At 37.1% G+C, this 25,324-nt stretch carries 11 protein-coding genes; 7 read left to right on the top strand and 4 right to left on the bottom strand.

Going from position 1 to position 25,324, the window contains the following annotated elements; translation table 11 throughout:
• Positions 1–172 precede the first annotated feature (172 nt).
• Entirely contained in the window at positions 173–4,186 is a 4,014-nt protein-coding gene (locus tag MWU82_RS14410) for a hybrid sensor histidine kinase/response regulator transcription factor (protein WP_247096912.1), read from the top strand.
• A gap of 355 nt (positions 4,187–4,541) precedes the next feature.
• Here MWU82_RS14410 and MWU82_RS14405 read toward each other — a convergent pair whose 3' ends face one another.
• The gene (locus tag MWU82_RS14405; protein WP_247096911.1) at positions 4,542–7,073 is read right to left on the bottom strand and encodes a glycoside hydrolase family 95-like protein; all 2,532 of its coding nucleotides are present in this window, start codon (positions 7,071–7,073) and stop codon (positions 4,542–4,544) included.
• A gap of 39 nt (positions 7,074–7,112) precedes the next feature.
• Positions 7,113–7,892 (bottom strand): glycoside hydrolase family 16 protein, encoded by a 780-nt coding sequence (locus tag MWU82_RS14400; protein ID WP_247096910.1) that lies wholly within the window; start codon positions 7,890–7,892, stop codon positions 7,113–7,115.
• A gap of 1,040 nt (positions 7,893–8,932) precedes the next feature.
• Here MWU82_RS14400 and MWU82_RS14395 point away from each other — a divergent pair.
• From MWU82_RS14395 to MWU82_RS14370, 6 genes are all read left to right on the top strand, one after another.
• Positions 8,933–13,684: a PAS domain-containing protein gene (locus MWU82_RS14395; RefSeq protein ID WP_247096909.1), complete on the top strand. Its 4,752-nt coding sequence runs from the start codon at positions 8,933–8,935 to the stop codon at positions 13,682–13,684.
• A gap of 83 nt (positions 13,685–13,767) precedes the next feature.
• Positions 13,768–14,202 carry a response regulator gene (locus MWU82_RS14390; RefSeq protein WP_247096908.1) on the top strand — a complete coding sequence of 145 codons (435 nt, stop codon included), beginning with the start codon at positions 13,768–13,770 and terminating at the stop codon, positions 14,200–14,202.
• Positions 14,203–14,206: 4 nt separating this feature from the next.
• Positions 14,207–15,238, top strand: coding sequence for a PAS domain S-box protein (locus MWU82_RS14385; protein ID WP_247096907.1), 1,032 nt, complete (start codon positions 14,207–14,209; stop codon positions 15,236–15,238).
• Complete coding sequence (locus MWU82_RS14380; RefSeq protein ID WP_247096906.1) at positions 15,228–15,626, top strand: response regulator; 399 nt, start codon at positions 15,228–15,230, stop codon at positions 15,624–15,626. The genes MWU82_RS14385 and MWU82_RS14380 overlap by 11 nt, the downstream gene beginning before the upstream one ends.
• Positions 15,627–16,087: 461 nt before the next feature.
• Positions 16,088–16,495, top strand: a complete 408-nt coding sequence (locus MWU82_RS14375; protein ID WP_085500867.1) for a response regulator — start codon at positions 16,088–16,090, stop codon at positions 16,493–16,495.
• Positions 16,496–16,716: 221 nt separating this feature from the next.
• Positions 16,717–20,805, top strand: coding sequence for a PAS domain S-box protein (locus MWU82_RS14370; RefSeq protein ID WP_247096905.1), 4,089 nt, complete (start codon positions 16,717–16,719; stop codon positions 20,803–20,805).
• A gap of 154 nt (positions 20,806–20,959) precedes the next feature.
• On the opposite strand, the gene MWU82_RS14365 is transcribed toward MWU82_RS14370, so the two are convergent.
• Both MWU82_RS14365 and metE read right to left on the bottom strand, forming a co-directional pair.
• Entirely contained in the window at positions 20,960–22,630 is a 1,671-nt protein-coding gene (locus MWU82_RS14365; protein WP_247096904.1) for a response regulator, read from the bottom strand.
• Between the two features lie 363 nt (positions 22,631–22,993).
• Entirely contained in the window at positions 22,994–25,321 is a 2,328-nt protein-coding gene (gene metE / locus MWU82_RS14360) for a 5-methyltetrahydropteroyltriglutamate--homocysteine S-methyltransferase (RefSeq protein ID WP_247096903.1), read from the bottom strand.
• Positions 25,322–25,324: the final 3 nt, after the last annotated feature.

Raw genomic sequence — 25,324 nt, 5'->3', positions numbered from 1 at the left:
AAATCGTATTTCCTGACAGAGGTTTTGGTCCCTTGCTTATTTTTGTAAGTAACTGGAATTTTGTTCCCGTTAGGTATTCATGAGATTACTGTATTTATGATAAAAAAATAAGGCAGTAAATAATTTTTTTATGGCCTTAATAACAAAATAAACAACGACAAAGCAACGATATATGAACAGGGTGATTATTTTACTTATTATCTTTACTTTTTCTTGGGAAACGTTTTCCCAGGAAGATGAAAAAAAGGATATCGCAATTACTTCCTTTAAATTTTCTAGTGGATTAAATAGTGACAATGTTAGGCATATCATCCAAGATTCTTTAGGGTATATCTGGGTGGGTACCTCAAATGAGCTCTACAAATTTGATGGGCAATCAACTTATTCTTTGTCCTTGTTTGAAGAAAAGGACTCCTTGTTCTATATCGAACACCTCTTTATGGATAATTACGGGAATATCTGGATTGTCACAAGTAATGGCATCAGGATTTTCGAGTTTACTACCCAAAAAATAATCGCGCCACCTTTGGAGTTTGATCAGTATTCAATTTCATCATTTTACCAAGGGGAAGGAGAGGATTTATGGTTTTCGACAAGTGAAGGCGAAATGCTTTATTATACACCAGAGAATAAAGGTTTGATTGCGTACCCATCCTCCCATGATTCCCCTATCACAACAATAGTTCCTTTTACTAAAAATGAATTGATCTTGAGCTTTGAAAATTCCCGGTTTGAGACATTCAATACGGACAAAAGGACATTCAATTCGGATGTGGACCTTGAGAAGTTGAATTTGGGGAATGAGCCTGTTTACAATGGCGTAAAATGTGAAAACGACGAGATTATTTTGGCGTCACGGAAAAGATTATTTCAATTGGGCCAAAATAAGAAGTTGACGGAGCTGGAGACGATATCCAACACAAAAGACAATAAACAGGCCCTATTTATATCGGATCTTTTGAAGGTCAATGATTCTATTATTTGGTTAGCCACAGATGGACATGGTCTAATGAGATATAATCGAAAATCCAAAAGAATTCAAGGTTTAGATTTAGAAAGCGAGTTTCCAATTTATGCCATTAGCTCGCTCTTTATGGACAGGAACGAAATAATTTGGATAGGCACCACCAATTCTGGTTTAAAGGTTTTTGATCCACACCAATCTAAATTTTCCCATTGGGGCTATGAAAAAGGTAATCTAACAGGACTTAGCAGTAATTCTGTGTTGTGTCTCAGTGAAACGTTAGATGGCCGTATTTTGGTAGGATTGGATGGTGGCGGCATTAATATTTACAACACCGAAACTAATTTATTTGAGCACTACTTGCATCCGCAAAAGGATAAGAATGTAATAAATTCCATTATAGCAGATCATAAGAACAATATTTGGGTAGGTACCTACTTAAATGGTTTAAATCTGTTTCGAGAGAAGAATTCGATTTTCTCTTTTATAGACCATCCTACAGCCGACACAAAACACAATGAAGTGATAAAAAGTCTGCACATCGACAGCAAAAAAAATCTTTGGATAGGTACTTCAAACGGTGTTTTTGTCCACGATTCAGATGGAATGCTCATTAGGCATATTAACAAAACCGACGAAGAAGACCGCCAGGATCTAGGTTTGGTAATGTGCATCCAAGAAATGGCCGATTCATCTATTTGGATTGGAACCAATAACCTTTTGGCAAGATATTTACCCTCACTGGGTATCATGGAAAAAGTGAATTTTGATGATTCCAATCCTATTGTGACCTCTATTCTTGAAGTTGATGATGTCGTTTGGGTAGGGACGAAATCGGGATTATTCCAATACGAAACCAAAGATGGTACGACAAGGAAATATACAACGGATGATGGCTTATCTTGTACGGTAATTAATGGGTTGTTGAACGACGACATGGGTAATTTATGGTTAGCTACTACACAAGGTCTTTTTCAATATGATATTAAAAGGAATAAATTCCGAAATTTTGGTTTTGATGATGGATTTGAAGGCCAGTTTAACGAAAATGCCACTTTAAAAGGTAGCGATGGTAAACTTTATTTCGGCAGTACAAACGGGGTATATAGTTTTTTTCCTACCCAAATTAAAAAGAATCACAAAATTCCACCTATAGTTATTTCTAAAATTTCAATATACAACCAAAATAAGAGTCATTTGGATTCCATTAATTCAGTTGATTCTAGAAACCTTATTAATCAAAACGAAATTGAGTTGGCTTATGACCAGAATATTTTCTCTATTGATTTTGTAGGTATTAACTTCACCTTGGCTAATAAAAATGAATATAGACACATCCTTCATGGATTTGATAAATTCTGGAATAAAACCGATAGGCAAAGAAAAGCAACATATACGAATGTGCCACCTGGGGAATATGTGTTTCAAGTTAAGGCTTCAAATAATGATGGGGTCTGGAACAACGATGGAAAAACTCTAAAAATTAGGATTAATCCGCCATGGTATAATACCGTTTGGGCCATTAGTTTATGGATAATCATGGCATTGCTGTTCTTGTTCTATGTGAATAGGTATATATGGAGACAAATTAAATTAAAGGAAACATTGCGGACAGAGCGTATGGACAAACTTCGGCAGGAAGAGGCCAACGAAAACAAAATTCAATTCTTTACCAATATAACCCACGAACTTAGAACCCCCCTTACCCTTATTCTCGGTCCCATTGATAAACTCATAACGAATACCAAGGTAGATTTGTCTCAAAGAAAGCAATTGCACCTTATTAAAAAAAATACGAATAGGTTGCTAATTTTGATCAACCAGATTCTTGATTTTAGAAAATTGGAATTAGGAGAGATTAATATTAATATATCCAGAATCAATTTAGTCCTGTTTATTGGTGAAATATGTGATTCTTTTAAAGAGATGGCGAATGAAAAATCTATTTCAATACAATATACACCCCATATAGACAACCTTGAGGTACTGTCTGATTCAGGCACCATTGAAAAAATTATGTTCAATCTTTTGGCAAATGCAATTAAATTCTCGTCGGAAAATGATGAAATTGAAGTCGATCTGAGCATGGATCAACATACGAATGAAGCGGTAATTGATGTAATAGATATGGGCAAGGGAATACCGGAAAATGAACTTTCCAATATCTTTAAGCGCTTTTATCAAGTAAAGAGTAATACTAATACTGGTACAGGAATCGGATTGGCCCTAACCCACGATATGGTAAAATTGATCAAAGGAACTATACAGGTAAAAAGTAAATTAGGATCTGGAAGTACCTTTTCAGTTCGATTACCTCTTGGAAGCAGCCATTTCAATATGGAGATTCCGGAAATTGACTCTTCCAACGAAGAAATGGAAAACGGGAATGTCCCATTAGTATTTAAACAAACAGAAGAACCGTATTTGCAAGGTGATCAACTTGAATTGGAGTCCAATAAATATTCGGTGCTTGTCATCGAAGATGAAAAGGACCTACGGAAATATATTGTAGAAAGCCTTAAAGAGTTTTTTGAGGTATGGGAGGCCTCAAATGGAGAAGATGGTTATAAAATGGCAATAGACTTGAATCCTAATCTCATAATATCTGATATCTTAATGCCAAAATTATCAGGACTGGAACTATGCCAACATTTGAAATCAAATTTTTCAACTAGTCATATTCCTATAATTCTTTTAACAGCTTTGACATCCAACAATCAAAAAATTGAAGGCATGGGTAAAGGCGCTGACGATTATATTACCAAACCTTTTAATAGCGAACTGCTAATACACAAAGTGCATAATTTAATCAAGAACCGAATAAAATTAATTGCACGTTTTAAAACTGAAATAGCAATGGAGCCTGAAGCTATCACTTCAACTTCGGCAGATGAACAATTCCTCAAACAAGTTATAGAGATCATCAAGGATAATATATCGGATTCAAATTTTAAGGTTGAACATATAACCAACAAAATTGCAATGAGCAGAAGCCCTTTCTATAAAAGGTTGAAAAACCTTTCAGGGCTTTCCCCCAATGAATTTATAAGGATGGTCCGAATGAAGCACGCTGTCCAACTACTAACAAAAAGTGATAAGAATATTTCTGAGATTGCTTATGAAGTTGGATTTTCCTCACCCAAGTATTTTAGATTGTGCTTTAAGGAACAATTTGGACAAACCCCATCAGAGTTCGGAAAAACTCCCCACAGCAATTTGTGATCAGACCATTCAATAGAGGGCAACGCAATCTATATTTAATACCAGTCCTAAGCGTTCCCCAGAAAATGGTTTTATAGAATATTACTGAACCTTTTCTTGACAAGGCTGTTTCTACCCTCCTATTCTCTATTGTACTATTTCTATATTTAATAATTCGATATATTAAATGCCCCTAAAGTTATTTTTAGGGGCGTATTCCACTTTTATTTGTGATGATAAGCAATTAATGTTGAATTTTAAGTAGGACTACTTCGTCGTTCTCCATTTGTGAAATGTCTTACTTTATCCATTATATTTAATGGCCTTTCCTTAACTTAAATGCCTTTTTATTTTGCATACAGGATTTTGGGAATAGTTAAAAATCTTCATTCCAGCCACTTATCTTACCTAGGGTACGTGGACCTAATTGCTTGGGCTTTTTGTTAGGTTCTGATTTATAAATGATTTTTTCAAATTCTGAACCTTCATCACTCAAACGGACTATATATTCACTGTCGGTATTGGTATCAAAGCTTACGACATCCCCAGCGTGATTTTTGAACTTAACTAGTTTATTGTTTGAATAAACAGTGACTTTTTCTCCAGGCCATGGGTTTTGAAGTAGACAAGTGTTACCCTTTAGACTCTTTATGCCAACTTGTTTGATTTTCCCCTGTTTGTCCATGTACGAAGAAACTATAAAGGCACCCCTTGCACGTAGTGTGAAAGCAACATCGCTTGAATCTTTCCAACTTGAAGGTACGGCGGGAAACACCCTAATTTTACCTTCATTGCTCTGTAACAACATTTCATTTACCGTAGTGGCATAGTTGCTAATAGGTTCCATTCCCATTTGGAAAAATGGTTTAGAACGTATTTTGTAGCCACCTATAAGATCGTGGACGGACTTCAGGTTGTATATGTTATGAGGATACCCCGTTACATTGGTCAGCAATCCTTGGGGGTAATTCTGATGTTCTTTTATACCGTTTAACAGGTACGTAAGGGCCTCATCGCCCATGCCCATACGTGCAGCAATAATAGGTGTTGGATAATGGGCATTTACCATACCATTGCATTTTATGAAATTAATCACTGCCTTACCCAGCCGACTTTCACTATCGTCAATACCGATAAGTCCTGACGGGAAAGCCGGTGCACCACCAACGGCCCAATTAAAAGGAGTATATCTCTTATCCGTAAAATAAGCTTCAGCCGCTGTTGCCAATTCTCCGCAGTTTGTATCTGTTTCAAAGCCAATTGGCCACAAGTTGTCAATCACATTTTGCCATTCCCTTATTTTGTTTCTATCAGTTTTTAATTGCTTTGCCACACTAGTACAGGTGCGGAACAAGGCTTCGATGGCAACCCTATCCGAAAGTACGTTCTTGGCCTTTTTGATGTTTTCAGATTCATAAAGGGTGGATACTAAATGGTACTGTTTCTTTTGATTATCCCATTGTAATTTTTTTAAATAAAAGTTAGAGGCTTTTTTCATAAATGGATAAGCCTCGTCTCTTAAAAAATTAATGTCTCCCGTAAATTGATAATAATCCCAAAACAATTGGGCCACTTGACTGGCCTGGGTATAACTTTTGGCCATGGGCCCCCAATCCTTGCTGGCCTGTTTTCCATCAAAGTCATGGGCCTCTGTAAGTAATATGGCATTACTACCCCCTCCTTTTTCATTGGCCAGGTCCTCTAAATAAGGGGTCATTTTAAGATAGGTATTAATATAAGGGGACATTAACTGAAGGTCATTTTGTGCTGCTAGGCCCCAATATTGTTGTTGGGTATTCCAATGATGGGGGGTTCCCCAGTTAATCACGTCACGATTCCAGCGCCAAAGCCCACCGTTAAAAGCAATCGGATAAGGCCCTTGTGAACCGGCCGCCATTAAATATCGGCGCATGTAATATATATTTTCGAGGTAGTCATTGCCTAATTTGACAAATGAATTGGACCAAAATTTGTGGTACCAATTGTCTTTTTCCTGTTTTAGATTGGCAATCGTTTGTTTTTCTACACTATCTAAAAGGGCTATGGCATCCCTTTGAGGGCTATTACTCTCTTTAGATGTAACTACACTTACCAGTATGGTCAGTTCAGGACTGTCCGTCTTAAGTTCCCCCCTATGACTTCCAATAATGGCAGGCCTTGTAGATGCATCAATAACCCGAAGGGCAACTACAAAATTCAATCCATCAGTATTTTCTCGTAAAATCAGATCCTCTTCCTGGATTATCGTATTGGCATTGCCCAAGCTAATTTTTTCATTTTTCGGAAACCCACCGCCATACCATCCTGTGAAAGACCTACTCCCTACGCGTTCCAATGATATTGTAGTCGTTAGTTTGTCTGTTGTAAAGTCTTTAAGAGGCAGGTTTTTACACTCAATTACCCACACATTCTTGCCATGGGCAAGCCATGTATTAATTTGGGTAGATGCGATTCCAGAACTTGCTTTATAGGTCGCTTCTCCATTGGAAAGGGAAAGTCTGCCTGTAAAATCACCAAGGTGGATCCAACTGAACACAGGAGCACCAAAGTCTATTTTTAACCTCGCAGCATGTTTTAAGATACTCATATCACTTTCTTCGGGTATTGGAGCGGACCAAAGGTCATTTTTATTAATTTGAATTTCTATACCATTGTCATGGTTCCAAATCATTCCACCCAAATTGCCGTTCCCCATAGGGAAACCTTCTGCCTCCAAATCTGTTGGTGCCTGAAAAATAATATCGTGCCTCGAGAGATAGGAATCTGTAACTTTAAATGGGGATGACCTCATTTCAAGTTGCTCATAAGTTGTAGGTAAATTCAAATTTTGAGCAAATGTGGTGGAAAATGTTAAAGTACACGTAGTTATAATGGTTATGCTGTAAAATGTATCAAATAATGCTTTCATTTGAATTCTATATTGTATAAGGTTATGAATTGATTTGTTTTATTGGTAAGGCGTAATTTTGACCCAATCGATATACATATAGTCCGTATCAAAATTAGCTTCTGATATCCACCATGGAAACCATATTCCTACAAAGAATTCGGAAGGGTGGTCCGGAATTTGCTCATGTGATCGATGGATCAGTTTATTGTCATAGTACCATTCTATTTTGGGTTTTTGCGTTTTGGTACCAGCGTACCAGTCGAACCGATACAAATGAAACTCACCGTCGATCTGATTGCCTAAATACTTATCGGCAGTTCTATGAAGGTCATCACCAACCCCTCTCCAGTTTGAAAAAAGACCCCATGTTAAATCTGAATCTTCTGGTTTGTAGGGGTGTTGATTACGTCCTGGAAACTCAAAATCGATTTCATGATTATAATCCTCGTTCTCATAATAATAGGTCCAAAATGCAGATAAAGCCCCTGATTGGGGGCAAATCTTGGCCCTAACCTCATAACTCCCAGAAGCAAATTTTTCTTTAGTAGCGATTACACCACCCACTTTGGTATTTTGTCCATGCCCTTTAACATCACCCCTGTAATAATCTCCTAGTGCGCGTATCACTAAATTTCCATTCTGTACATATACATTATCGGGTACAACCCCTCCGTGCGTACCTTTTGAGGGATTTTCCCCCCACTTGGTATTCAAGATTTTCCAATAGTCCGCATTGATTTTTGGTTCATTAAAATCGTCAAAGAAGACTTGAGCAAAAGAAGGGGTGGAAATCTGGGTTATTAATAATATCACAAAGGTAATAGAACTTTTAAGCATATTGTCTTATACAATTTGGGTTGAAATTTTAATATTCTACCACAATAATTATGGTAAGCGTTGAGTAATTTTTTTGTAAAACTAGAATAATATGTTTTCAAGTTCGGGTCGTTTTTTGACTGAAAATAGGGTAATATCGTGTTGAATTTGAGATATGAGCTAATCTATCAGGAATATTGTAAATCGGTAATTGTTTGTAAATCAGCTTACTACGGAAAATAAGGTATTGGTTTATAAAAATTAATGATTAATCACATATTTAGGCCCTGGTCAACACAATAGTATAGTAGTTTTTGCTTTAGTCTATTTTGAAATCTTAAACCGTACTTAGGCCACTTAAGAATTTTAGTGGATTCTAGAAATATTCATAGTGAAGGTCAACTACCAAAAATACAGATTTAACATTGGTATTATAAAGGTATTAGGTTTGTAATCTGCCAGTATTTTTGGCAATCGTGTCAACATAAAATAATTCATAAGTAGTAAATAGCCAATTTGGTATTCTTTTTTTGATTTAGTTACCGATGACTTCATTGGCGGTTTTTAGATCCATTTTGCCCAAATACATTGCGGATCCATTTTTGTACCTATTTGAACTTAAACGATCATTTATTTTACCAGACCTTTCTCTGTTAGTGCAAACTCCATAACAAACCCGATGAACTCTGATTTTGACTTGGTGTATTCTCCTATGGTGTTGTAATTTTTAAAACCAATTGCTCCAGATCCAACATTATGTGTTCATTGAAAATTGCTAATTTGATTTTATTAGTGATTATTCGTAATCATTGAGAATTAGTTAATGTATTATATTAAGTTTCTTCAATGAGAAGTTGTGGGATTGTAGGTGCGTAAATCGGTGCGTGCCATTCGTTAAATTAATAATTCCAGGACAGCGATGGCCAACCCTTGAAATTGCTATTATTGTCATCTGTAATTTGGGGTTGAAGAATCCATAAATTGGAAGAATTATGGGAGATTCCATATTTTTTGAAAGAAATACCTTAACTTTTGGTAATCATTCATCGTGATATTTATATATGAATTCAGTTAAAAAGGAAACCCTACCTGGAAATTCCCCAAATCAAAATAATAGGACCAATAGTTTTATTATTGATAATGATGGAAAAATGTTTTCCATTTTTGATTATAGTCCTATACCCGTTTTGATCTATGATCAGGATACACTAAAATTTATTCATGCAAACCAGACAGCAATTGACACTTATGGATACAATTTGGAAGAGTTTTTAGATCTGGGGGTCGGGAAAATTCTACCCCAAAATGATGTCAAAAGTTTTATGGAGACCAATGAGGAAATAAGGAATTCATCAGGGCCCTTAAAAGTAGGTGTCCACTCCCATATCACGAAGGACGGTTCTATACTGCAAATGGAACTTACGGCTCAGAAAATTCCTGTCAACAATAGTCCCTGTGTTCTGGTATCGGGAACAGATGTTACCGAAAAAGAACAGATTAATGCATTGGACAGGCTAGAGCGTGACATTATGGAACGTTCCATGGATATGGACTATGTATTGACCGATCTTTTATATGATTTTACCAAAGGACTGGAAGATATATTTCCAGGTATGAGAGCTTCGATACTTAAAGTTGACGGCCATAAGGTTTATAACTATGCTTCACCTTCCCTGCCCAAAGTTTTTGTCAAGGCCATTAATGGAGAGGAAATTGGACCAACTGTGGGATCATGTGGGACTGCAGCGTTTTTGAAAAAACGAGTGGTGGTAACGGATATTGATAATGATCCGCTTTGGGTGGACTATAGGACTTTGGCAATTCCCAATAATTTAAGGGCCTGTTGGTCAGAACCTATATTTAATGCAAATAAAGAGGTTGTGGCGACTTTCGCCAATTATTATGAAGAAGTCAAGGAACCTACCAATACCGAATTGAAATTATTTTCCCGTTCCGCATCCCTATTAGGTATCATTCTGGAGAATCGCCGTAAAAGCATGGATCTGATGGCCAGTAATGAACTTTATAATTATGTAAATAAGGCTACGAATGATGCTACGTATGATTGGGACATTGCCACCGATCAAATTCGATGGGGCCATAGTTTTGCAAGGTTGTTCGGATATACCCAAGAAAGCCAACCAGCCAACCTTAATGAAAGGCTAAGGTTGATCCATGGTCTGGACCGTAAACGGATACGTTGCACTATCAAGGATTTATTGACCAATAGTAAGGAGAACCGACTGAATGTGCAGTACCGCTTTAAAAATTCTAATGGAACTTATCGCTTCGTTGAGGACAAAGCATTTGTAATCAGGGATAGTAAAGGAAAGGGAATGAGAATGATTGGTGTGATAAATGATGTAACCCAACAGGAAACGGAATCCATTTTAATTAAATTAAGGGCGACCATATACCAAATTTTAGGGGAGAATTATACCATGACCAAATCCCTTAAGAAAATTGCCAAGTTATTGGCGACCACGGGAAATTATAGCACAACTGAAATTTGGCTCGTGGATATGGACAATACAAAATTGAACTTTGTTGCCCATTATGGAAATGATCAGCCCGGTAAGACTTTTTATAAAGAATGTGCTTCAATTAAAAACATGAACTATGCGGAAGGTTTGCCCGGAATAGTATGGAAGACCAAGAAAAATATTTTTTGGAAATCCGTTGCGGAAAAGAAAGAATTTAAAAGAGGCGAGGCGGCGATAAAATCTCAAGTCGTTGATATGATCGGTCTACCATTGATCCAGAACAATGACATTATTGGAGTATTGGTATTGGGTACTAGCAAGTTAAAAAACAATTTTAAGGAATTGCCGGATATAATAGGTGATTTTACCACTTTGCTGGCTACTGAGATTAAAAGAAAACAGGTAGAAATTGAGCTTCAACAGCTTGTCGATACCGCTCCGGATATTATATGTCAATTGGATTTTACGGGAACCTTCAAACGAATGAACGTGGCCGGTTGCAAACTGTTGGGATATAGTGAAGAAGAGCTTCTTCAAATTAAACCCAATGCATTGCTGCATGCGGATGATTTTAATAAGGCTCAAGAATGCCTTATAAAATTGAAAAATGAGAATAGGATTTTGACCACACAAAACAGATATGTCACAAAATCTGGAAATAGTTTATGGCTCTCTTGGACTTATAACCCTTCTAAAGAGGAAGGCCTAATCTATGGGGTTGCTAAAAATATTACAGAGGAAAAATCCCTTGCCAATCTCTTGGACATGGCCACGGAAATGGCGAGAATCGGAAGTTGGGAAATTGATTTGGAAAGTAATAAAGTGTATTGGTCAAAAATAACAAAGGAAATTCACGAGGTAGAGGAAAATTATGAGCCTAACCTGGAAAAGGGAATAAATTTTTATAGGAATGATGCTCGTCCCGTTATAAAAAACCATATTGAAAATAGTATTAAAAACGGAACACCATGGGATCTTGAATTACCAATTATTACGGCCAAAGGAAATGAAGTTTGGGTAAGGGCTATAGGTAAAGCGGAATTTAATAATGGTAAGTGCACCAGAATTCATGGTAGTTTCCAGGATATAGATTCTCGTAAAACTATTGAATTGCGTTTGAAGGCCATTTCCAACAACCTTCCAGGTGTAATATTTAAGTACAATTTATTTCCTGACGGATCTGATAAACTAAGCTTTGTAAGTGATGGTTCCTTTGAGGTTTGGGGTTTGTCACCAGAGGAATGTATGGCCAGTACGGCAAAAATATGGGAGCGAATCGAGGCTGCTGGTGACCTCGAATTGTTAAAACAATCCATTCTTGATTCTGCCGAATATCTTACGCCATGGCAATGTACGTGGCGACATAGAACGGATGATGGTTTAATCCGTTGGAACGAAGGGAAAGGGAAACCCACCAAAATGGCTGACGGAACCGTAGTGTGGGATTCCCTTATAATAGATATTACGGATAGGAAGGTGCTGGAACAAGGCTTGGAACGCGCCACCAACCTGGCTAGGATAGGGAGTTGGGAAATAGATACCGATTTGGATAATACCCTTATATGTTCTCCTATGACAAGGGAATTATTGGAGGTGGATGATCAATATGTGCTGACCTTTCAAAATGTCCTTTCATTTTACCACGGTTCGGATAGTTCGGAATTTGAAATGGTATTAAGGGATCTGGTCAAATATGGAAAAAAGTTTGATTTGGAAGTAGAGATCAAGACTGGGAAAGGAAATATTAAGTGGATCAGGGTCATCGGGGAAGCGGAATACTTGCATGGCAAGACCCATAAGGTTTTTGGTAGTATCCAAGATATACATATTTTAAAGGAAAGTGAACTTCAACTTAAAAGTACACTCAAGGAGAAAAGTGAAATATTGGAAAGGATAGGCGATGGATTTTTTGCGGTGGATAATGATTGGCAGGTCAAATATTGGAATAGGGCCGCTGAGCAATTGACAGAAGTCAGAAAGGACGATATTATTGGGAAAAACTTATGGGATATTTTTTCCGATGCCTTGGATACAAGTATCCATGCGCAATATATGCGGGCTAAGGAAACAGGGACAGCAGTACATTTTGAAGATTATTTTCAACCACTGGATAAATGGTTCGAAATTTCCGCTCATCCCTCTATTACTGGGCTCTCGGTCTATTTTAAAGATGTAAGCGATCGGAAATTAGCAGATCTTGAGATAAAGAAAGGTTATGAGCGATTTGAAAAGGTAACACAAGCTACTAGCGATGCTATCTGGGATTGGGATATGGTGGAGAATACCCTGTATTGGGGAAAGGGATTTACTACCTTGTTCGGATATAATACTGAAAAGGGAAGTCCAACATTGGAATCATGGAGTTCCCATTTACATCCCGATGATCGGGAAAGGGTCATTGCCAGCTTGGAAGAAATGTTGGTAAGTAAAGACAACAATCATTGGCGTGAGGAATATCGATATTTAAAAGGGGATGGAAACTATAGTGAGGTTATTGATAAAGGAATATTGATTCGGGACGAAAATGGGAAGCCAAACAGAATGGTCGGTGCCATGTCCGATATAACTGCACAAAAGCTTTACGAAAAGTCATTAAAAGAAATAAACCAAAAATTGGAACAACATGCCAAAAAATTGGCTATCTCGAATGAGGAGTTGGAACAATTTGCATATATGGCCTCGCATGATTTACAAGAACCCTTGCGAATGGTCACCAGTTTTCTAACACAGCTGGAAAGGAAGTATAATGACAAACTTGACGAAAAAGCCCATCAATATATCTATTTCGCTGTAGACGGAGCCAAAAGAATGCGAAATATAATTCTGGATTTACTTGAATATTCAAGGGTCGGTAAAGATATACAAAACTTGGAAAGGATAGATTTGAACGAAGTGGTAAGTGGCGTCCTCTTTGCCCAACAGCAAGTTATAAACGAAAATCAAATCGAAGTGAAAGTAGCGGAATTACCCATCATACAGGGTTTTAACGCTCCACTTGTTCAAGTTTTTCATAACTTGATAAGTAATGCCATTAAATTCAGAAAAAAGGATGTTCCCGCAAAAATAGAAATTGGCTACAAAGAGTTCAATGGGCATTGGGAATTTACAGTTCAGGATAATGGTATAGGTATCGATAAGAATTACTTTCCGAAAATATTCCTTATTTTTCAAAGATTGCACAGTCGTGAAGATTATTCAGGGACCGGTATCGGGCTGTCCATTGTCAAGAAAATAGTGGAAAATTTTGGAGGTCAAATATGGGTTGAATCCATTGAAAATAAAGGAAGTAAATTCTATTTCACGATCCCTAAGGAAATTATTATTGTATAGCGGGTGGTAATATTTATAAGCATCGGTAATATTAACAAGTTTATAAGCGTTTAATATTACATTGGAAGACTGACAGGACTACTATGAAAAGAATACATATTTTATTGGCCGAGGATAACTTAGGTGATATTATATTGATCAGGGAAGCCTTTGCGGAACGCAATCTTATTGACAGGATTTCTGTGGTGAAGGATGGAAAACAAGCCCTGGATTTTATATATAAAGATGGAAAATATGCCAACGCGGAGACTCCGGATTTAATTATTTTGGACATTAATCTACCAAAGATCAATGGGTTGGATGTGCTCAAAGAAATAAAAAGAACTAAGGATATAAAAAGAATCCCCATTATTATGTTGACCTCCTCCTCCTCTCAAAAGGACATCAATGAATCCTATGATCATTGTGCAAATTGTTTTATAACCAAACCGAATGATGTGGATGATTTTTTAAGAGCGATCAATGGTATTGAAGATTTTTGGATTAATATTGGATCCCTTCCGGCTGTAGAATATTAGTTGCATGATTAAAGATAAAACACCATACCACATTTTGGTCATAGAGGATAATCCTGGTGACATCATCTTAATTCAGGATTTTTTGGAAGAATGGATTTTGAACCCGACAATTATCAGGGCCCATAATTACAACGAGGCGAGAATTTTGTTTGAACAGGAGGATTTTGTCTGTCACTGTATTTTATTGGACCTTACCCTTCCCGATAAAAGTGGGGAGGCCTTGATCATTGATATTCTCAGTAACGATATTAAAGTACCAATTATCGTATTAACGGGTTTTGACAGTTTTCCGTTTGCTCTAAAATCCCTGTCTTTGGGTATTTCGGATTATTTGTTAAAAGAAGACCTTTCAGCAATTTCTCTTTACAAGAGTATTGTTTATAATATTGAAAAGAAAAAAACACTGATTAGTTTACAGGAATCCGAAGATAGGTACAGTAAGTTGTTTCACATTAGTCCATTGCCCATGTGGCTCTTCGATATCGATTCATTGAGGTTTTTGGATGTCAATCAGGCTGCAATGGACAACTATGGGTATGATTTTGATGAATTTATGTCCATGACGCTTAAGGACCTGAGGCCCGAGACCGAGTTGGATTACTTGGAAGAACTAATTGCCAAGATCAAGGAAAGTAAATCCCAAAATTTCAACGGTATTCTAACTCATAAAAAAAAGAGCAATGAATTGATCCAGGTTGAAATTTTTAGTAGCGTAATGGACGCTGAAAAAAGTAGGGTGAGGCTCGTATTGGCACACGATATAACGGATAAATTGAAAAGGATTGATGCTATTGAAAAACAAAATAAGAAATTAAAAGAGATCGCTTGGTTGGAGTCGCACGTGGTAAGGGCACCATTGGCCAGAATCATTGGGCTTGTGAACATGCTGGATAATGAGATTTTGGAGGAGGACGAAAGATCCACCTTGTTGCAATATATAAAAGAGTCCACCCAAGAAATGGATGAAATAGTTAGGGAGGTAGTACAGAAGGCTGAAGCACTATCTTTGAATAATGGATACACTTATGAAACTTGAAGCATTAATAGTAGATGACGACCCCATATTCGTCATGATAGCGAAGCGCATAATAGTCTCTACGGGTTTTCATACTTCCCCCCTAACCTTTGCCAATGGTGAATTGGCCCTGGAGCACTTACTCAAGGAAAGTGACCCCGAATCCCATTATGCCATTTTTTTGGATATCAACATGCCCGTTATGAACGGTTGGGAGTTTCTGGACGCCATTCATCTTAATTCGATAAAAAGTAAAACACATGTTTTTATGATAACGTCTTCCTGTAGTAGTGTGGATAAGGCTAAATCAGCTCAGTACCCCAAAGTGTTGAAATACTTCGAGAAGCCTATTACTAGACAGGATATTTTGGGATTGATGGAAATGGATTTTTTGAAACAGGGAATTTAGTAGAAGTCCTGCTAAAATTTGACCTGTCTGATGCAGATTCTTAGTGACATTATAATATGTCATATTTGAATTTGACCTATGCACAAAGGTGTCTACTTTTTTTTCTCATGCCCCCTCGTTTCATGATTTGTCTTAAACAGGCTGGTTTTGAAACGATTCCATTTTAAATTCTACCACGATACTATAGCAGCCTTTAATTAATTTGTAGCTGAAAACCTTAATTGGCCATAAATATGACCACCCCAAAATGAGCACATCCTTATTGGGAATTGAGTCCATATATTTCTTAATTCTTGGGGTATACTTATTCGGAATAACACCAGCCAATGCGGTTTTTGAATTATTTCCGATGTATAAATAGAAAAAAAGGTAAATTATTATCAAATAAATAGAATAAATAGTCATATTTGAAGTTAAAGAATCGTACCTAAATCTAATTATATTTTAACCTTTCCCCCGAAATGAATTCAAAAAATGTTTTATTAATTGAGAACAGTATGGTCGATGCCATACTGATTAAAGATGCCCTTCAACAAAATGGGAAGCTTTGTAATATAAATTTATTCGAAGATGGGCCCGAAGCTATCACCTATATCGAAAATATATTACTGAATAATAAAAATGAAATCCCAGATTTAATAATTGCTAACGAGGAGCTGATTAAATGCAATGGAGTTAACCTCCTTTCCAAAATTGGAGATCTAAATAATTTTTATATCCCTGTGATTATATTGACTTCTTCAGAGTCCTATTTGCAACCTCACTTTAATAGACATACTTGCTGCTACCTTAACAAACCCTTGGAGATAAAGGAGTTTTTACGAGTTATTAAAGAAGTCAAATATTATTGGTTAAGTCTGGTGAATTAATTTTTAGGTTATTTAAAAATGCAATTTGCATTTCGTAATCTGAAAGTACACTGATCAATGATGTTTCATTTAAATGGTTTCTTTAAATCAAAAAGCAATATGTAGTGTTTAAGAACAGAATAGAATCACTCCCAACGTTTTCAATATTGGAAATTCCTCGAAGGAACTATAACGAGATTTGCCAATTGGCATCTTTTATACTGGACTCGACTGCGATCGAAATGGAAATTTTGAAGTTGCCGATTACCTCAGGAAAGGATGATAATGGCAAGTATGCAGGAACCTATTTGGAAAAACAAATTCTGGATCATCTGGAAAATTCGCCTGACGAATTATTGGAATTAAAAGGTACTGAAGATGAAAGGCAAACGGAACTTCCCGCTAACAACCATAGGGCCCCTAACGAGCATTTGATTATAGCTCCATTGGTGGATGCCAATAAAAAGGCAGTGGGAATTATTTGTTTCTTTTCTGATAAGACTATTACGCTCAATAAACAACAATCAGAGCTGATCAAGGCTTTGGCGAATCAGACGGTTCCGTTAAATAGTGCACCGGTTGAGAAGGTAAAACCTAAATCCCACCAAGCTTTTTTTGACAATATTAATATCAACCTTGGTAACTACTCGGAAGTCAATGGTACAGCCAGTTGGAAATTTGATGTTACCACCAATAATCTTTGGTTAAGCCCACTGTTCTTTGAAATGCTTGGCTTTAAATCAGATGAGCTAAAATTGTCCTCTATAGATAATTGGGTCGACTTGGTCTTTTTCTTGGATCAAGATAAATTGATGGCCATTTGGCAGGAGTGGAACAAAAATAATTTTCTTCGCAATGAATTGGAATGCAGGGTTGTACATAAATCAGGAGATCTCGTTTTTATTAATATCGAAGTCAGCAATTCTAAAGTCAATGATGATAACGAACTTATTTTCTTTGAAGGGGATATACAGGATATAACGACCCAGAAAAAGGTCTGGCAACAAATTGAACTTATAAATCCGAAGTATACCTCGGTTATTCAAGCCGGTTATAATTGGATGGCCATAGTGGACCAAAAAGGAAATTATTCCTATGTAAACTCAACATTGAAATCCGCATTGGGTTATTCATCTGAAGAATTAATGGACCAAAACTTTTTTGGTTTTGTCCATGAGGCCGAAAAGGAGAAAGTAGCCTATAATTTTTCAAAGTTCTTGACCAATGAACCATTTGTATCCAAACCTTTCCGATTTAAACATAAAAGTGGTAAATGGAAATGGATAGAAATTCTATTTATCAATTTGAAAAATGACCCCATGATCCAAGGCATTGTTATTAATGCCAGGGATATTACAGAAAGGGTCCTGCATAATAAAATGATTAAAGCTTCGGAGGAAAAGCACCGTTTGCTCTTCAATTCCAGTCCCTATCCCAAATATATACTAGAGATTGATAGTTTACTGATTTTGGATGTAAATGAGGCCATGCTTAATTTTTATGGTTACTCAAGGGAAGAGTTCAAGACTATGACCGCTATGGACCTAAGACCTAAGAATGAGATCTCTAAATTGTTGCAAGGGATAAGGGAGTTTCAAATGCAGGATGATACCCTCAATTCTGGAATATATTTACATAAAAAGAAGAACGGTGATCTGGTGAAAATGGAGATTGTCGGGCAGCACGTTACCATTAATGGAGTAAAATGTATCCTGGTCAATTGCACCGATGTAAGCGAGAGGGAACAATATTTGGAAGAGCTAAAGCAATCGGAACAAAAATTAAAAAGGGCCTCGGCCATTGCCAAACTTGGCTATTGGAACCTTGATGATTCAACCTTAGCGTTCTCAGAGGAAGTGTATAATATTTGGGAAAGAAACAAGGATTCCAATGCACTGGATTATGATTCCTTTTTGGATACTGTTCATCCGGACGATCGTGAAGCCTTTGTTGATCAAAACAAAAAGGCAATATCCGAGAATATAAATTATGATTTCGTATACAGAATTGTATTGCCCAACAACTCTTTAAAATGGATACATCAACTTGGGCGGCCAATTATTAGTTTGCACAATGGACATAAAAAATACGAAGGCACCGTACAGGACATTACCCAACGAAAAAGGGAAGAACAACATTTAAAATTGTTGGAATCGGTAGTAACGAATACAAAGGACGCGGTATTGATTACGGAAGCAGAACCATTCGATAGTCCAGGACCTAGGATTCTGTACGTAAATAGCGCCTTTACCAATATGACAGGATATACTTTTGAAGATGTAATTGGTAAATCACCTAGGATTCTTCAGGGACCAAAATCCGATAAGACTGAATTGAAAAGATTGAGCAGGGCCATGAGACGATGGGAGCCATGTGAGATTACTATTGTAAATTATAAAAAAAATGGTAAGGAATACTGGGCCAACATGTCCTTAAATCCAGTTGCCGATGAAAATGGGTGGTTCACACATTGGATAGCCATTGAGCGGGATGTAAGTGATCAAAAAAATAGGGAACTTTTAAATAAATTAATAATAGATGTAAGTGTATTGTTCAGTTACGAAAAGGAACTGAAACCTTGTTTATTAAGTGTTTTAAGTTACTTGTCCGATTTTGGAGAATATGCCCTCGGTGAAATCTGGCTGCCCAATAGCGAGAACACGCAATTAAAATTCTTAGTTCATAATTTAAAAAGCAACCTGAAGAACTTGTCGCCCAATGGCGAACGAAATGAAGCTATTTTTCAATATTCAGAAAGGCTGGCAGATGCCGTATGGCAAAACATGGCTATGGAAATATGGGATGTCAGGGAATTAAATGGAGCTATGACAAGTTTACCTGGCGAAGATCCTCAAATACTGAGTCTCGTCGGCATACCACTCATTCACAAAGAAAATGTTTTTGGTGTTCTTATTATAGGTCTGGACTCTGAATCAAAGCCCTTAATTTTACAAGAAAGTCACCATCAGGAGTTCTCGAATCATCTGGCCGCGGAAATAAATCGTAAACTCCTTGAAAATGAACTCGACCGAATTTTTAGTTTTGCCCCCGATGTTTTGTGTAAGGCCAGTTATGACGGATATTTCAAAAAAATTAACCCTGCCACTTCAAAACTCTTAGGGTATACCGAGGAAGAATTGCTTTCTAAAAAAATTATTGAGTTTGTCCATCCTGAAGATCGTGAAAAAACAAGAAACCAACAATTGTTTTTGTATAAGGGTAATTCCTATAAATACTTTGAAAACCGCTATATAACCAAAAGCGGGGAAACTATATGGCTTAGTTGGACGGCAAGACCGATCCCTGAGGAGGATGCAATTTATGCAGTCGCAAAAGATATTACGGAGAACAAGGAACTTAAAAATATACTTAATGAAGTCACGGATCTAGCGGTTATTGGTGCATGGGAGCTCAATTTAAAGAGCGGTCATATCTATTGGTCCGAAATGACAAAAAAAATTCATGAAGTGGATGACAATTATTCTCCTACCATTAACAGCGTACTGGGATATTGCCGAGATAATGAAACCAAGGAAACCATTGTATCCTATATGCACAATGCAGTAAAAAAGGGAGAATCTTGGGATTTGGAAATTGAAATAATTACGGCCCAGGGAAATGAACGATGGGTCAGGATGATAGGAAAGCCTGATTTCATCGATGACGACTGTCTAAGGATTTTTGGAAGTTTCCAGGATATCAATGATCTTAAAACGTCACAGTTAAAAGTGGAATTGGCCAATAATGAAAAACATAGTATTCTGGAAAGTATCGGGGATGCCTTTATTTCTGTCGATAATAACTGGGACGTAACCTATTGGAATAAGGTGGCCGAGGAATTATTCAATGTTCAAAGAGCAAACATCATTGGCATCAATATCTGGAAAGCACTTGGGAATATTGTCGACCCCGTTTTCTTTTTAAAATATTACAAACCGATTAAGACAGATGGATCTGTCTATTTTCAAGAATATTTTTCTGTATTGAATGAATGGCTGGAAATTAGTGTTTATCATTCGGAGAATACTTACTCGCTTTATATTAGGAATATTACCGAAATGAAGGAAAGCCAAATTGCTGTTGAACAGCAAAATGATAAATTGCGGGAAATAGCATGGACACAATCCCATGTCGTACGTGCCCCATTGGCCCGATTGATGGGGATAATAGACCTGTTCAATGAAAATATGGTGGATGAAACGGAGAAGAATGAATTACTTGATCATGTATACCAATCCGCCACGGAATTGGACGGCATAATTCAGGAAATTGTACAAAAATCCCAGTCCGTTATTTCTAATCAAAATCATAGACCCCCCGATAAATTCTAACTTAGTAGGTCATTATCGGTTCTATTGGACTAAGCTCTGATATAGGCTCTATTTTTAAACGAAGTTTATCGGTTGCCCAACCCATTTTCAAAATTATAATTAGATGAATACTCTAATCCATTTTAGGCTTCGATATTCCATTTATTATCAATGTCTAAGTGCTTATAGCTTCCTCTATTTTATTGAGCAGGTCTTCAGGATCAAAAGGTTTGAATATAAAACCGTTCATACCACTTTGCATAATTTTGTTTTTGACCTCTAGGAAGACAGATGCCGATAGGGCCATGATTGGGATTGAGGTATTGAATTTTCTAATTTCCCTGGAAGCCGTATAGCCATCCATTACTGGCATTTGTATGTCCTTCAGAACGGCATCGTAGTCGTTCTCCATAACCATATCGACTGCATTTTGCCCGTTATAAGCTACTTCAACATTCAAATTGGCTTTTTCCAGTATCTGTTTGGCAACCATCACGTTGATTAGATTGTCCTCCACCAACAATATTTTTTTGCCTTTTAAATCGTGAACCTTTTTATTGATAGTTTGTTCCAACTCTACACTCGAAGCCAATTTTAATTCCAAATTAAAATAAAAACGACTTCCTACTCCGGATTTACTTTCAACCTTTACCGTGGATCCCATAGCTTCAACGATATTTTTTACAATTGGTAAACCTAGACCGGTACCTCCATATAAACGGTTCGTACTGCTTGAGGCCTGGGTAAAAGCCTGCCAAATTTTTTCTTGTAGCTCAAATGGAATACCTATTCCAGTATCTTCGATTTCAGTTCCTATGATAACCTTGCCATCGAATTCACCATGGTTTACAATTTTTAAAATTACACGTCCCTGGTCAGTAAACTTTATAGCGTTGGAAATGAGGTTGTTGATGACCTGATTGAAACGTACGATATCCAACCAAACATTCGGTAAATCTTCATCAATTTCCAAATCCATTTGGATGCCTTTGCGCAAACAACTTGGCTCGTGAATCTTTTTTATCTGCCTCACTGCAGCCATTATGTTGGTAGGAATGGGGTCTAGCTCAATTTTGGTAGATTCCATTTTACTGAAGTCCAGAACATTGTTGAGTAGGTTCAGCAATATTTTTCCAGAATAATTCAAGGCATCTATATTCTCCTTTTGATCCTCCCTTGGATTAGTATCGCCCAATATATGGGAGAGACCGGTAATAGCATTGAGTGGAGTCCTTATCTCATGGCTCATCATACTCAAAAACTTGGATTTGGCATTGGACTCCTCTATGGCCTCTTCCCTTTGATGGTGTATTTTCGAATAAAATCCATTGTTTATAAAGGAGAAATATATTAATTGAAATGTAACCAAGAAAATAGTTGTCAAAATGGAAAGTGGGTAAATATACAATCCTGCCATTTCCACATCCATATGGTCAGTGGTGAAAAGATCAAAATTCGTGAAGTACAGTAAAAACCAAAAAATCAAGGAAAGCCCTGAGAATAAAACTATATGGGGTTTTTCCCTCCTAAACGAAAACCATAGAAATGGCAATCCCATTGAAAATAACAAAATAAATTCTGCACTTCCGGCCTTACCAACAAAAGAAGAGGTCAGTGCTACACCTAAATTGAAAATGATTAGATAGATGCATCTGGCCAAGGTGAGATTTCCCATTTTTGAAATAATGGCAGAAAGGATAAAAAAGGGAGTGGCCGCAATGAGGTAAACACTCAATTCATGCATATCAAGGCTCCGAGCTATTAATAACCAAACAAAGGAAATTATCGTGGTCAGTAATGAAAGTGTAAGGACAAGTTGTACTCTTCTCCTAGAGAATTCGGTCATGGTTCGGGGGATTTAAGGGTTGTAAATATAAGTAACCTTTGTTAGAAACAAAATAATCAGAATCACCACTTATCAATGGTTTGAAAATAAGTGGTTTCGGATTAGCCCCCAATTAATCGAAATGATCTAGAAAAGATACTTATGTTCTTAAAAGGGTGTAATATATTTTATTGCATTATTGCATTACAATGGTTCTTGCCAAAGTCAACCGCCATGAACCTAGAGAATATTTTTTAATTCGTAATTGGCTTTAGTATTGGAATTCTTTGAAAAATCAGGTTAGAATAGGCTATAAAAGTTAAATCCCCTAAATTTTTTTTAGGGGATTTACCAGTTTGATTACCGCTAAATATCTTTTGGATGCTACTCTACGAAAGGAGTAGCTATTGATTTGGCCCGCATTTTTTTTGCAACTTTTACTAAATTGATCAAGGCGGATTCAGTTTCAGGCCATTCCCGAGTCTTTAAACCGCAATCCGGATTAACCCATAGATTTTCAATTGGCAAAAGTTTCATTGCTTTTTGCAATAAAAATTCCATTTCCTCCTCGTTGGGAACCCTTGAAGAGTGGATATCGTAAACACCTGGCCCTATTTCATTCGGATATTTGAACTGGACAAATGCATCCAATAGTTCCATCTCCGATCTTGAGGTTTCTATGGTTATCACATCGGCATCCATATCCGAAATGTTTTGTATGATATCATTGAATTCTGAATAACACATATGGGTGTGTATCTGTGTCCTATCCTCTACTCCACATGACGCCAGTCTGAAGCAGTCAACGGCCCAATCCAAATAGAAGGCCCATTGCTCGCGCCTTAGGGGCAACCCTTCCCTTATGGCTGGTTCGTCAATTTGAATGATCTTTATTCCAGCTTTCTCCAAGTCCGCAACTTCGTCCCTTATGGCCAAAGCTATTTGTTTACAGGTCGTGGACCGAGGTTGGTCATCCCTTACAAAAGACCACTGTAAGATAGTAACAGGACCTGTAAGCATACCTTTTACTGGCTTTTTGGTCAATGATTGTGCAAATGTTGTCCATTTAACCGTCATAGGCTCATTCCTATGGATATCTCCATATATTATCGGAGGTTTTACACATCGACTGCCGTAACTTTGTACCCAACCATTACTTGAGAATACAAAACCCTTTAACTTTTCCCCGAAATACTCCACCATGTCGTTTCTTTCAAATTCGCCATGAACTAGGACGTCCAATCCAATATGTTCTTGAAATCGGATGGTGTTTTCAGTTTCTTTTCGAATGAATTCATCATATTCCTCTTGGGTGATAGAGTTTCTTTTCAATTTTCCCCGCCAAGCTCTTACCGGTTTAGTTTGGGGAAACGATCCAATGGTGGTCGTGGGAAATAAAGGAAGATTCAATTCCTGTTTCTGTTTCTCTTGACGAATACCAAAGCTGTTTTTTCGCTTCTTATCCATCTCTGTCAATGATTGCACCCTTTGTTTGGTCCGCGGATGATGAATTAGTGACGAGTTTTGTTTTTCTATAAACTGCCGCCTATTATTTATCAATGCTACAGCTGCTTTTTCTGAGGGAAGATCAGAAGCCAATTGGCTTAAGGTTGCCAACTCCCTAAGTTTCTGTTTGGAGAATGCCATCCACTGTTTAATTATTGTCGGTAGATTTTCCTCATCCTCCTCTAGGTCCAAATCGTACGGGGTATGTAAAAAGGAACAGGAACCAGCTATCCAAATCTTATCATGGGCAACATGTTCTTTGGCTTTGTCAATTAAGGTCAAAGCTTTATCAAAATTGTTCTTCCAAATGTTTCTGCCGTCGACAACCCCTAAGGAAAGTATTTGTTGTCCTGTGTACAGTTCCGACTCCAAGATATCATTCAATTGTAATGGACATCTTACTAAATCCAAGTGCAGTGCATATACCGGAAGTTGCAGAACTGTTTCTAAATTGTCGCCATAACAATCAAAATAATTGGTTAATATGACATTAAGTTGGGGGAACTTCTTGGCAATATTTAAGTATAATTTTTTTATTGCATTCCTTTCTCTGTCATCAAGATCAAGTGCTAAACAGGGTTCGTCCAATTGAATGTATTTTGCACCGGCAGAGATCAATTGTTCCAATAATTCAAAAAAGATAGGTGTCAAAGAATCCAAAAGGTCCATTCGGTGGAACCCGTCCTCCTTTTCCTTGCCAAGATAAAGATATGTGACAGGTGAAATCAAGACTGGCTTAGTCAATACTCCCAGGGATAGGGCTTCCATGAATTCATCAACAGCTTTTGTGGAGTACAGTTCAAAGGATTGGTCCTTTGAAAACTCAGGGACCAGATAATGATAATTGGTATCAAACCATTTGGTCATTTCTAATGCGGTTACATCGTAATTATCTTTTTGTAGCCCCCTTGCCATGGCAAAATAAAGGTCCAAATCCGATTTACTTCTTTTAATTTCTGAGTATCTAGTGGGAATATTACCGTAGGCCATGGTTGCATCCAATACCTGGTCGTATAAAGAAAAATCATTGGATGGAATCAAATCTATTCCTGCTTCTTTGTGCATTAACCAGTTTTCCTTACGAATTGCTTGACCGACTTGATGTAATTCTGTTGCAGTGATTTCCCCTTTCCAATATTTTTCCAAGGCTTTTTTTAACTCTCTCTTAGCGCCAATTCTAGGGTAACCTAATAGGTTTGTTTTCATAAA

It is taken from the genome of Arenibacter sp. S6351L (assembly GCF_023016025.1).
Lineage (GTDB): Bacteria > Bacteroidota > Bacteroidia > Flavobacteriales > Flavobacteriaceae > Arenibacter > Arenibacter algicola_B.
Note: the sequence above shows the minus strand (reverse complement) of the source record. Positions and strands in the feature narration are given on the sequence as shown.

Coding starts and splice junctions, on each gene's coding strand:
- MWU82_RS14410 (WP_247096912.1), top strand. CDS start 173: ATGAACAGGGTGATTATTTTACTTATTATCTTTACTTTTTCTTGGGAA.
- MWU82_RS14405 (WP_247096911.1), bottom strand. CDS start 7,073: ATGAAAGCATTATTTGATACATTTTACAGCATAACCATTATAACTACG.
- MWU82_RS14400 (WP_247096910.1), bottom strand. CDS start 7,892: ATGCTTAAAAGTTCTATTACCTTTGTGATATTATTAATAACCCAGATT.
- MWU82_RS14395 (WP_247096909.1), top strand. CDS start 8,933: ATGAATTCAGTTAAAAAGGAAACCCTACCTGGAAATTCCCCAAATCAA.
- MWU82_RS14390 (WP_247096908.1), top strand. CDS start 13,768: ATGAAAAGAATACATATTTTATTGGCCGAGGATAACTTAGGTGATATT.
- MWU82_RS14385 (WP_247096907.1), top strand. CDS start 14,207: ATGATTAAAGATAAAACACCATACCACATTTTGGTCATAGAGGATAAT.
- MWU82_RS14380 (WP_247096906.1), top strand. CDS start 15,228: ATGAAACTTGAAGCATTAATAGTAGATGACGACCCCATATTCGTCATG.
- MWU82_RS14375 (WP_085500867.1), top strand. CDS start 16,088: ATGAATTCAAAAAATGTTTTATTAATTGAGAACAGTATGGTCGATGCC.
- MWU82_RS14370 (WP_247096905.1), top strand. CDS start 16,717: ATGGAAATTTTGAAGTTGCCGATTACCTCAGGAAAGGATGATAATGGC.
- MWU82_RS14365 (WP_247096904.1), bottom strand. CDS start 22,630: ATGACCGAATTCTCTAGGAGAAGAGTACAACTTGTCCTTACACTTTCA.
- metE (WP_247096903.1), bottom strand. CDS start 25,321: ATGAAAACAAACCTATTAGGTTACCCTAGAATTGGCGCTAAGAGAGAG.